This window comes from uncultured Roseobacter sp., from assembly GCF_947499265.1.
Lineage (GTDB): Bacteria > Pseudomonadota > Alphaproteobacteria > Rhodobacterales > Rhodobacteraceae > Roseobacter.
In genome coordinates this window covers 96299-107742 of sequence record NZ_CANMNK010000011.1, presented here as the reverse complement: position 1 = coordinate 107742, position 11444 = coordinate 96299, and the positions used below count along the sequence as shown (strand labels likewise).

General features: G+C 58.5%; 11 protein-coding genes and 1 riboswitch. Of the genes, 8 read left to right on the top strand and 3 right to left on the bottom strand.

Features of this window, described 5'->3' with window-relative positions; genetic code table 11:
• The 3 genes from ftsY to Q1A63_RS23580 form a co-directional block, all read left to right on the top strand.
• Positions 1-1098: signal recognition particle-docking protein FtsY (gene ftsY / locus Q1A63_RS23590; RefSeq protein ID WP_298976931.1), on the top strand; the 1098-nt coding region annotated here is incomplete at its 5' end.
• 46 nt (positions 1099-1144) lie between these two features.
• Positions 1145-2047, top strand: coding sequence for an EamA family transporter (locus tag Q1A63_RS23585; RefSeq protein WP_299632618.1), 903 nt, complete (start codon positions 1145-1147; stop codon positions 2045-2047).
• An 8-nt stretch (positions 2048-2055) separates the two neighbouring features.
• Positions 2056-2670, top strand: coding sequence for an inner membrane-spanning protein YciB (locus Q1A63_RS23580; protein ID WP_298976638.1), 615 nt, complete (start codon positions 2056-2058; stop codon positions 2668-2670).
• Positions 2671-2720: 50 nt separating this feature from the next.
• Here the strand turns inward: Q1A63_RS23580 and Q1A63_RS23575 are convergent, their stop codons facing one another.
• From Q1A63_RS23575 to Q1A63_RS23565, 3 genes are all read right to left on the bottom strand, one after another.
• Positions 2721-3446, bottom strand: a complete 726-nt coding sequence (locus Q1A63_RS23575) for a cyclic nucleotide-binding domain-containing protein (RefSeq protein ID WP_298976636.1) — start codon at positions 3444-3446, stop codon at positions 2721-2723.
• 111 nt (positions 3447-3557) lie between these two features.
• Positions 3558-4262 (bottom strand): glutathione S-transferase N-terminal domain-containing protein, encoded by a 705-nt coding sequence (locus Q1A63_RS23570; RefSeq protein ID WP_298976635.1) that lies wholly within the window; start codon positions 4260-4262, stop codon positions 3558-3560.
• Entirely contained in the window at positions 4246-5244 is a 999-nt protein-coding gene (locus tag Q1A63_RS23565) for an alpha/beta hydrolase (protein WP_298976634.1), read from the bottom strand. Before Q1A63_RS23565 ends, Q1A63_RS23570 begins: the two co-directional genes overlap by 17 nt.
• A 116-nt stretch (positions 5245-5360) precedes the next feature.
• Positions 5361-5437: riboswitch (SAM riboswitch) on the top strand.
• Positions 5438-5498: 61 nt separating this feature from the next.
• Here Q1A63_RS23565 and metZ point away from each other — a divergent pair.
• The 5 genes from metZ to Q1A63_RS23540 all read left to right on the top strand — a co-directional run bounded on the left by metZ (position 5499) and on the right by Q1A63_RS23540 (position 11439).
• Entirely contained in the window at positions 5499-6680 is a 1182-nt protein-coding gene (gene metZ / locus Q1A63_RS23560) for an O-succinylhomoserine sulfhydrylase (RefSeq protein WP_298976632.1), read from the top strand.
• 154 nt (positions 6681-6834) lie between these two features.
• Positions 6835-7938: a GTP cyclohydrolase FolE2 gene (gene folE2 / locus Q1A63_RS23555; RefSeq protein WP_298976631.1), complete on the top strand. Its 1104-nt coding sequence runs from the start codon at positions 6835-6837 to the stop codon at positions 7936-7938.
• Between the two features lie 167 nt (positions 7939-8105).
• The gene (locus Q1A63_RS23550; RefSeq protein ID WP_298976629.1) at positions 8106-8345 is read left to right on the top strand and encodes a hypothetical protein; all 240 of its coding nucleotides are present in this window, start codon (positions 8106-8108) and stop codon (positions 8343-8345) included.
• A gap of 60 nt (positions 8346-8405) precedes the next feature.
• A complete protein-coding gene (locus tag Q1A63_RS23545) occupies positions 8406-9854 on the top strand; it encodes a TrkH family potassium uptake protein (protein ID WP_298976627.1) in 1449 nt (482 codons plus the stop codon).
• 1 nt (position 9855) lies between these two features.
• The gene (locus Q1A63_RS23540) at positions 9856-11439 is read left to right on the top strand and encodes a thiamine pyrophosphate-binding protein (protein ID WP_298976625.1); all 1584 of its coding nucleotides are present in this window, start codon (positions 9856-9858) and stop codon (positions 11437-11439) included.
• Positions 11440-11444 lie beyond the last annotated feature (5 nt).

Genomic DNA, 11444 nt, shown 5'->3' with positions numbered 1-11444 from the left:
CCAGAGCCAGAGCCAGAGCCAGAGCCAGAGCCAGAGCCAGAGCCAGAGCCAGAGCCAGAGCCAGAGCCAGAGCCAGAAGTGCTGGACGCGGCTGATGCGCCGCCCGCGCCGACAGAAACAACCGATGAGGAGCGCGTGTCATTGCCGCGCAGCCCGGTGCCGGTCGCTCAGGCGCTTGTCGACGACGAGGCCGAGGCGACACCTGAAAAACCCGGTATCCTTGGCCGCTTGCTGGGGCGGTCGAGTGCAAAATCCGTTGTCCGCAGGACCCTGGACGATGAAATGCTGGAGCAACTGGAGGAACTGTTGATCACCGCCGATATGGGCGTCGATACCGCGCTCAGGGTGGTCGCGAACATGGCGGAGGGTCGGCTGGGACGCAAACTGTCGGTTCAGGAGATCAAGGAACTGATGTCCGCAGAAATCGCCCGCATCATGGATCCGGTTGCCAAACCCCTGCCGCTTTATCCGCGCACGCCGCAGGTGGTGCTGGTCGTCGGCGTGAACGGCTCCGGTAAAACCACAACCATCGGTAAACTGGCCAGCCAGTTCCGCGCAGCGGGCAAGAAGGTCGTGATCGCTGCAGGCGATACCTTCCGCGCCGCCGCCGTTGAACAATTGCAGGTCTGGGGGGAGCGTGCTGGCGTGCCGGTCCTGACAGCGCCTGAAGGCTCCGACCCTGCGAGCCTCGCCTTTGATGCGATGACCCAGGCGCAGGCAGATGAGGCGGACCTGCTGTTGATCGATACCGCGGGGCGTCTGCAAAACCGCTCCGATCTGATGGAAGAGCTTGCCAAGATCGTGCGCGTGATCCGCAAGAAGGACGAAAGTGCGCCGCATAACACCCTGCTGGTGCTCGACGCGACAACAGGTCAGAACGCGCTCAATCAGGTCAAGGTGTTTCGCGATATCTCGGACGTGTCGGGGCTGGTCATGACCAAGCTGGATGGCACCGCAAAGGGGGGCGTGCTGGTCGCTCTTGCGGATAAATTCGGCCTGCCGATCCACGCCATTGGCGTCGGTGAGCAAATCGACGATCTGGATGCCTTTGACCCCGAAGAATTTGCCGATGCCTTGATGGGGCTTGAGCGCGGATGATTTCCAGCGCGGCCCGGATGGCAGATGAAACACGCTGCGCACGCCAGTGACCGAATGGCTTGTTTCCATCGAAGGCACGCCAACCGGGCACCAACTGGCCCTGTTTCTCGCCGTGATGGCAGCATTTTTGCATGCAGTCTTTGGGGCACTGCAAAAAGGGCGTCATGATCCGTGGCTGACGCGCGGTGCCATTGACTTTTGCTACATGGCGATGGCCATGCCCTTCGTATTCTTTGTGGTGCCCTTTCCGGAACCACATATGTGGCCGATCTTTGCCTCGGTCTGGCTGATCCACGTGGTCTACAAGCTGCTGCAGGCCTGGGCCTATACCAAAGGTGCTTATACGGTGGTCTACCCGGTCGTGCGCGGGACGGGGCCGCTGTTTACGGTCATCGGTGCCTATCTGATCTTTGATGAAACCTTTACCGGCACGCAATGGATTGGCATCGCCGTCCTGCTTGCGGGCATCTTTGGTCTGGCGATCTACAACATGATCTTTCTGGTGTCAGAACGCGACACGCTGAATGCGGCCCTGGGCCTGGCCGTGCTCACGGGGCTCTTTGTGGCACTTTACACCACCTATGACGCCTACGGCATCCGGGCCACGGCCAATCCTTTCACCTTTCTGGCGTGGTTTTTCATGATCGATGGGTTTTTCATGCCGCTCGTGGCGGGCGCGCGCTGGTTGCGGATGCCGAACCGTCCGACCTTGGGGCCGCTGATGATGCGCGGGTTTGTGGGTGGGCTGGTGGCACCGTTTAGTTTTGGCGCGGTGATGATGGCCACCCGACTCGATAAAGTGGGGGAGGCCGCAGTGCTGCGCGAAACCTCCACCGTTTTCGCCGCCATTATCGGCTGGCTGTTTCTGAAAGAAACCGTAGGACCGCGACGCATTGCATTGATGGCATTGATTGCGCTGGGCGCTGTGATAGTTGAAATGGGCGGATAGGAAAGAGAATGTCAGACGTGAAACCGATCAACCCGATTGTAAAACAGGTGCTCGAACTGGGCCCGACGATCCTGTTTTTCCTGATCTATTTGCGGATCAAGGAAGATACTTTTGTCATCGGTGGCACCGAATACACCGGCTTCATCGTGGCCGCCCTTGTTTTTGTCCCGATCCTGCTGGTGGCCATGGGTATCCTGTGGCGCCTGACCGGGCAGCTCAGCCGGATGCAGGTGTTCACTGCCTTTATGGTGATTTTCTTCGGGGGCCTGACGGCCTGGTTCAACGACGAGCGGTTTTTCAAGATGAAGACCAGCATCGTCTATGGCCTTTTTGCTGTGCTGCTCGGCATTGGGCTGATGCGCGGGCAATCCTACCTCGCCTATGTGATGAACGAGATGATGCCGATGCGCGAAGAGGGATGGATGATCTTGACCCGCAGGCTCTGCGCCGCCTTCGCCGGGCTTGCCGTCGCCAATGAGATCGTCTGGCGCACCATGTCGACCGATGCCTGGGTCAAGATCGAAACCTTTGGGTTCCCTGTGGCCCTGATGGCGTTCCTGATGTGGCAGTTTACGGCGCTGCAGCCCTATCTAATCACCGATGAGACCGACAGCGACACCTAGCAGGTTTTGCCTTTAACTTGAGATCTGCGTCAGGTTTGGAGCGAAACGCTTTAATTCTTTGGCACGGTTTCCAACGCATCGATCATCGGCTTTGGGATATTATCGACCCGCACCGCGTCGCGCCCCATCGAATGCGCAACCTTATGCGCCAGATCCGCAGAGATCGCCGCCTCCAGGGCCAGTTTGAAACGCGTGTTCCGGGCACATTTCCGGCGCAAATCGTCAAAGCGCCATTCCAGTACCTCGGCACCTTCCTCAAGCCAGGCCGAGGCGGAGCTGGGCGCGCCGATCAGAAAGGCGATCTCTCCTAAAAAGAGGTTTGGTGCCAGGATGAAGGCCTGATCGCCCTTGCGCACCAGGGTCGAGCCGCTGATCACATAATAGAGCTTCTCTCCTGCTTCTCCTTCGACGGTAACCTGTCGGTCATCGGTGACGGTGGAGCGCTTTGCAAGTTTCATCAGCGCGCGAAAATCCCCCGGCGGCAGGTTTGGGAAATCAAAATATATGTCCGCATGGGCGGCTGGAATGGCCAGCCTGGAATTCCGCGCGATCAGGCTGGTCAGACCGCCGACATTGGCCAAACCGATCAGCAGGCTGACGTAAATCGCTTCCCAAAGCGGGTGCTCGGCGATGGTGGAATAGTAGATCAGGTAGACGCCGGTGCCGCCCAGAATGAACAGGCGCAGAATGATCTGGTTGGTGATCGCAAGACCGGCGACGTAGAATGCACCCGCAAGATAAACCAGATTTGCCGGAGTAAAAACGCCTTCGAACATTCGGACTTACTACCCAAAAGAAATTATTCGCAAATTTTTGACGAAAAAAACGTGTTATGCAAAGAAAATCGAGACGTAGAGTATTAAAACTGCTGAGAGTGTCGTGACACCTCAGGCCTTTTTGAAGAGTTGGTCCTGCGCATCCTTGTCTTTTCGAAAGTCTGCGCGCTTTTCCGCATGTAACGCGCGCCCTGCCTGAACACCCGGGCGCGCAGCCATCGTTTCCAACCAACGCGCCATATTGGGCTTGTCGTCCAGCGTCTGTTGCTGCCCTTCCCAAAGGGAGGCCCAGCCCCAGATCGACATATCCGCAATCGAATAGAAATCACCCGCGACGTATTCGTTCTCGGCCAATCGCCGGTCCAACACCCCGTAAAGCCGCGCGGTCTCCGCCCGGTAGCGATCCTTGGCGTAGGGGATATCGTTGGGTGGCTCCATGAAGGGGGCGTATTTCAGGAAGTGGTGCGCTTGCCCCGCCATCGGGCCAAGCCCGCCCATTTGCCACATCAACCATTCGCTGACTGCGATCTGTTCCCGCTCGGTTGTGCCGCCAAACCTTCCGGTTTTCCGCGCGAGGTATTGCAGGATTGCGCCGGATTCGAAGATTGAGACCGGCGCGTTGTCCGGTCCGTCATGATCCACAATGGCTGGCATGCGATTGTTGGGCGCAATTTTGAGAAACTCAGGCGCGAATTGGTCCCCGGCGCCGATATTGATCAGATGGGTCTGGTAGGGCAGCGCCATTTCTTCCAGCGCAATGGAGATTTTCCAGCCATTGGGCGTGGGCCAGAAATAGAGATCAATAGGCGTGCTCATTGTCTTTCCTTTGCGCTGAGGTTGCCGTCATGATGCGGTTTTTCAACTTCAGGGCAAGGGGGGTGATGGGCAGGGTGATCGCTGGCCCAAGGCTATAGGCTGGTCTTGGCAAAGGTACTTTGAACCGTGACCAGCGTGGGGCCGCGTGCCCCGGTAAAATATCCGCCAGATAGGCCTGCGGCAGGCTTTCAGGGTCGCGCAGCAGCCGGGCATAGAGCGCCATCACGCCGGGGCGGGTGTAGGTCGACCAATGGCAAACGCGGCGCTCCGGAGGGGCAACAGGCAATCCCAATTGCGCCAGAGCCCTCAGGGTCGCATCGCAATCCAATTGCAGGTTGATGGCATTCGGGGCGTCGATCCCCTGGCCAATCGCGCGGTCGCGCAGTTCCGGGGCGGCCACCATGTGTTCAAAGGCGAGATCAAAGAGATCATTTTCCCGGCTGGTCACATTGAAAACTTCGGTGGTTGTGCCCGCCGGTGTTCGCAACATGTCCTGCGCCTTGCTGGCAAAGCTCGCACCGGTCAGAAGCACGATCCGGCCAAGATCATGCGGACCCAGATGCCCCAGCGCCGACAGCGCGATTTCCGATCCCAGAGAATGTGCGATCACGTGAACCGGGCGGTGTGGCGCATTTTTGCGCAGGCGCGTGACCAGCGACGCCAGTTCCCTGCCCAGTTGTGCAGCCCGGCGATGCGCCTGCCACAGAGCGCCCCGCGCATACCAGCCAAAAGCGATGCCCAACCCTGCCTGCGAAGGCGTGTCGGAGAAGCCTAGCCGCTCAGGCCAGCTCGTGGTGTCGCGATTAAATATTTTCTTGTGGGGGCAATGGGTTGGATCGTTCGGATCATATTTATACCCGTGGATCATAATGATGATCGGGCCGGCGCCGCCCTGTTGATCGCTGAGCGCGCGATCCGTCGTCGTCGAGGTGCCATGCATCTGCAACCCATCAGAGGTCGCATTGATCCTGAGCAATGGCATTCTGCGCCCCTTCTACAAGATATTGTGGTTGCGATATCTCAAAGACATACGACAGCGGCATGAAATTAGTGTTACAGCACCGTGACGGTGTTGACCTGCAACAGCCTTTGTCTTAACCGGATGCCCGTGGCGATTTGTTACCGGATTGCGGGCCACGTTAAACATTCCGCTAAAAGGTCACCGATGAGGAAACCCCGTCGCGTTGACCGCGTCTGGGGTTTTTTTGTGCCCATTCGGGCTGGAGAGTGAGAAGAATGACACGTGATCTGAAACCGCGCACCAAGGCCATCCATGCCGGGACGCGTCGCAGCCAATACGGTGAAGTTTCCGAGGCTATTTTCCTGACACAGGGCTTCGTCTATGAAACGGCGGAGGACGCCGAGGCCCGGTTTATCGAGGCGGGACCAGACGAATTCATCTACGCACGCTACGGCAACCCGACGGTGGCGATGTTCGAGGAGCGGATTGCGGCTCTTGAGGGGGCAGAGGACGCATTCGCCACGGCCTCCGGCATGGCGGCGGTCTCCGGGGCGCTGACCTCCATGCTCAAGGCGGGCGATCACGTGGTCTCTGCCCGGGCGCTGTTTGGCTCCTGCCTCTATGTGCTTGAGGAGGTGCTGACGCGCTACGGTGTTGAAGTGACATTCGTCGATGGCACCGATCTGGCCGCCTGGGAGGCTGCCATTCGCGATGACACCGCGGCGGTTTTTTTCGAATCCATTTCCAACCCGACGCTGCAGGTGATCGACATCGTGGCGGTGTCGCAACTTGCCCACGCCAAGGGTGCTAAGGTATTGGTAGATAATGTTTTTGCGACACCCGTCTGGTCGAATGCTCTGGCGCAAGGCGCCGATGTGGTGATCTATTCCGCCACCAAGCATATCGATGGTCAGGGCCGCGCGCTGGGCGGTGTCATTCTCGGGACGCGCGATTTTATCCGCAAGACCGTGGAGCCTTACATGAAGCACACGGGTGGCTCGATGAGCCCCTTCACGGCCTGGGTGATGCTGAAAGGGTTGGAGACGCTGGATCTGCGCGTGCGCGCACAAACCGCCAATGCCACAGCCATCGCCGAGGCGCTGCAGAACCACCCCAAGCTGGCACAAGTGATTTACCCCGGGCATGTCAATCACCCACAGAACGCGCTGGTGCAACGCCAGATGGGTGAGGGCGGGACCGTGTTGTCCGTGGACCTCAAAGGCGGGAAGGCGGCCGCCTTCCGGTTCCTCAACGCCATTGAGGTTGGCGTGATCTCCAACAATCTGGGGGACGCAAAAACCATCATGACGCATCCGGCCACGACCACGCATCAACGTTTGCCGCAGGATCAAAAGGATGCGCTCGGCATCACCGATGGCCTGGTGCGGATCAGTGTCGGCATTGAGGATGCCGTTGATCTGGTGGAGGATATTTTGCAGGCGCTGGATCACGCTTGACAAAAATGACGCCGCGCGCTGTTTTTTCCCCTTGTCAGCTTTTTGCACCCAATACTGATCCTGATGGAGCAGCTTGACGTATCTGTGAGGAGAGTTGGTCAGAGGGCGACCACGCCCTATCTGTTAAACGTACGACGTCATGAGGGACATAGCGATGAACATCCACACACCCATCCTTGATGCAACACCAGATCGGGAAGAGGCTGAAGCGGCCCTGGCGCTTTTGCGAAACTGGGCGAAAGGCGCCACTACGACGGAAATCCTGGAATTGGACCCGTCCGTTGCCCGTTTGGTTCCTGGCAGCGATGCGGTGAGCTATCCGGCGTTTTCGCGCGAATACCCGGACGGATTTGAGACGGATGAAGGTTATAAAAGTACCCTCCCGGATTTGCAGAATGGTCCATCCAGCCTGATCCGCGGCGCGAAACAACAGATACAGCACGTGGGCATTTCAAACTTTCGCCTGCCGATCCGGTTCCGGACCCGCGACAATGGCGATTTGACGTTGGAGACATCGGTAACCGGTTCTGTCAGCCTGGAGGCGGACAAGAAGGGCATCAACATGTCCCGCATCATGCGGTCGTTCTACAAACATGCCGAGGCGACATTCAGCTTTGGTGTTATCGAAGCGGCGCTGGATGACTACATCACTGACCTTGAAAGTTTTGACGCGCGCATTCAGATGCGATTCAGCTTTCCAATGAAAGTGGACAGCCTGCGGTCGGGACTGTCGGGATATCAGTATTACGATATCGCGCTGGAATTGGTTGAACAGGGCGGTGTGCGCAAGAAAATCATGCACCTTGACTATGTCTACTCCTCAACATGCCCCTGCTCGCTGGAGCTGTCGGAACACGCGCGCGCAACACGCAGTCAGCTGGCCACACCCCATTCGCAGCGATCAGTCGCGCGGGTGTCTGTGGAGATTGACAATGATGCCGGATGTCTGTGGTTCGAGGACCTGATCGAGGCCTGCCGCCGGGCAGTGCCGACCGAAACGCAGGTGATGGTGAAGCGCGAAGACGAGCAGGCCTTTGCAGAACTGAACGCCGCAAACCCGATTTTTGTTGAGGATGCAGCACGTCTTTTCTGCGAGCAGCTGCAGGCGGATGTGCGGATCGGTGATTTTCGGATCATCGCCAGCCATCAGGAAAGCCTGCACAGCCACGATGCGGTCAGCGTGTTGCTGGAAGGGGAGACCTTCGCGTCGGAAAGTCTGGACCCGAAACTGTTCAACACGCTGTTCCACGTCGGTTAACCTCCCACAGCTTCGCAGCTTCGAACGCGCCCCGTTGCAGGGCGCGTTTTTTCTGCGCTGCCGCAGAAGGCGATAGCGGCTATGCAGATGTTGCAATTCTCATACGTGGCACAATCGCCTATATAGAAAAGCACGGGAGGAGATTTAAAAATACGTAAGGATCTCCAATGGCTTATCACTCCACTCATATCGACAGCGGCCTGGGTCGTTCCCTGCATACCGTGTTCGGCGCGCTGCGCAGCTTCTTTGCATCGATCGGCACTGCATTGATGGTATCGAGCAGCTATAATGCGCGGGCTCAGATGGTTCAGGCGCTTCAAGCCAAATCTGACGCAGAGCTTGCAGCACTGAACATCAAGCGCGAAGAAATCGTTCACCACGTTTTCCGCGACCTCTATTACGTTTGATCGCCTCCGGGTGAGCGCACCCGCTTGACACCGGCGCGGCGCGCGGCCAACCCTGCGCGCATGTTGGACCTGCGCCCTGTTGGATACGTGATTGGCCTGCTGGTGGCCGTGCTGGGGGTGGCGATGCTGCTGCCCATGCTGGTCGATATTGCAGAAGGGCGCGGCCATTGGCCGGTGTTCATTCAATCCGCTCTGATTACCATCCTGTCCGGCGGCCTGATTGCCTTGGCCTGCGCCAACGGCGTCAAGGAAGGCCTGACCATTCAGCAGACCTTCCTGCTGACCACCGGGGTCTGGGTCGCCCTGCCGTTGTTCGGTGCCTTGCCGTTCATGTTCGGCGATACGGAAGCCCGTTTTGTCGATGCGTTTTTTGAGGCCATGTCCGGGCTGACCACAACCGGGTCAACGGTATTCTCGGGGCTTCAGGATCTGCCCAAGGGGCTGCTGCTCTGGCGCGGCATTCTGCAATGGCTGGGCGGCATCGGTATCATTGTTGTCGCAATGGTATTTTTGCCAGAACTCCGGGTGGGGGGAATGCAGATCTTCCGCTCCGAAGGCTTCGACACAATGGGAAAAATCCTGCCCCGCGCGGGGCAGATTGCCAGTCAGATCTCCAGCATCTATCTGGGGCTGACGATGGTCTGTGCACTGAGCTATCTGGCACTCGGCATGAACGCATTTGACGCCACCGTACATGCCTTGACGACCATATCCACGGGCGGTTTTGCGAATTACGACGAGTCTTTTGGCGCTTTCAAAGGCAACATCGAGATCGCCGCCACCCTCTTCATGATCCTCGCCGCCTTGCCCTTTGTGCGTTATGTGCAATTGATCAACGGGCAGCATCAGCCGCTTTGGCGCGACAGTCAGGTACGGGTTTTCGTCCTCACCCTTCTGGCCATCGTCGTGATCATGTCGGTCGCTTTGGTCCAGATTTTTCCGCTGGAATGGGGCCGGTCGATCCGCGAAGCCCTGTTCAACGTCACCTCGATCATGACCGGCACCGGCTACGCCTCGGCAGACTACATGCAATGGGGCCCGATGCTGATCTCCATGTTCTTTTTCATCGGCCTGATCGGCGGCTGTGCGGGCTCGACCACCTGTTCCATCAAGATCTTCCGTTACCAATTGCTCTTTGCCTCGATCAAGATGCAGCTGCGCCGGATCAGGTCCCCGAATGGGGTCTTTGTGGTGCGTTACGACCGGCGTCCCGTCAGTGAAGACGTGCTAAGTTCGGTGATTTCATTCTTCATGTTTTTCATTGTGACCCTCGGCCTGATGGCGGTTGCGCTCAGCCTGACCGGATTGGATTTCATCACCTCGCTTTCCGGCGCTGCGACCGCACTTTCCAACGTGGGGCCGGGGCTTGGTGCGGAAATTGGACCCGCGGGCAACTTTTCCGGTCTCAACGACACGGCAAAATGGCTCCTCTCTGCCGGCATGCTGTTGGGCCGGCTCGAACTCTTGGCGGTCTACGCCATCCTCACCGTGAAATTTTGGAGAGATTAAGATGCGAAGACCCCTAGGCGCGCAGATATCGCATATGTTGAAAGACAAGGGCGTCGACGTGATCTTTGGCATTCCCGGCGTGCACAATCAGGAAATGTACCGCGGGATCGAGGAAGCAGGGATCCGGCACGTGCTGGCCCGCCACGAGCAGGGCGCGGGTTTCATGGCAGATGGATACGCGCGCGCGACCGGCAAACCGGGGGTGGCCTATGTGATCACCGGTCCGGGGCTGTGCAACATCATGACGCCGATGGGACAGGCCTATTCGGATTCGGTGCCGATGCTGGTGATGTCCTCTTGTCTGGATGAAATTGCCGCGGTCAAAGGCCAGCTCCATCAGATGAAAGATCAGCGCGCCGCAGCCGATACTGTTTGTGATTGGTCAGAAGAGGCCCGCTCGGCAACGGCGGCCTACGGGTTGGTCAATCGCGCCTTTACCGAGTTTCAGACGCAAAGCCCCTTGCCCAAGTACATTCAGGTGCCCATTGCGCAGCTGGAAGCACTGGCTGATCCCGCCCCTCAGGTCGAAAATACCGTCCGCCGGATGGGTGCGGACGCGGTTGATGTCGCTTCGGCTGTGGACAAATTGAAACAGGCGAGGCGGCCGCTCTTTGTGTTGGGAGGTGGGGCTATGGGCGCCACGCCACACGCGCGGGTGGTCTTGGCGAAGCTGGCAGCGGCCTCTTACGTTACCTATGCGGGCAGCGGCATCCCCGGTCTACAGGATCCGCTTAGTTTCGGGTCGATGTTGGGCACGACATCCTGCGTGGAGGAGTTGCGAAAGGCGGATCTGGTGATCTGCGTCGGCACTGATCTTGCGGAAGTGGACCACTACCGCAGCGAGTTGGGGCATCAGGCGCCAGCCATTCACGTCAATCTGGATCCGGCTGTTTTGAGCCGGGCACGTGCGGGCGATGACAAACATTTGGCCGATGCCACCGCATGGTTTGCCGCCGTGGAGGTGGCATTGGACGGGCATCAGGCCGCAACGGATTGGCAGGTTCGGGAGGTGTCGGATGCCCGTGCGCGTGGCCGTGCAGAGGTGGACGCGATGTACCCGGGCATTGGCGAGGTCTGCGATGCGCTGCGCAATGCCGTGCCCGCCGATACGATGATCTATTCGGATATGACGCAAATCGCTTATACCGCTAAAATCATCTGGGACATGGATCGGCCTGGCCACTGGCATCACCCAACGGGCTTTGGCACGCTTGGGTATGCGACGCCTGCGGCCATTGGCGGTGCCGTGGCACGCCCCGGTCAGCCCACGATGGCGATCATCGGAGATTACGGATTTCATTATACCATGCAGGAATTGGGCGTCGCCGTCGAATTGGACCTTAGCCTGCCGATCATCCTGTGGGACAACGGCAAGCTAAAGGAAATCGAAGACAGTATGGTTCGCGCACAAATCGCGCCCAATGCGGTGATCGCGCGTAACCCGGATTTCTGCAAACTGGCGGAAGCCTTTGGCGCAAAAGCTGTCGCGCCCAAAAGTCTTGCGGCATTGCAGAACGCCGTGACAACTGCCTTTGTATCAAAAGGCCCGACGTTGATTTACATCACGCCGGACCTCACTCGTTAACCGCA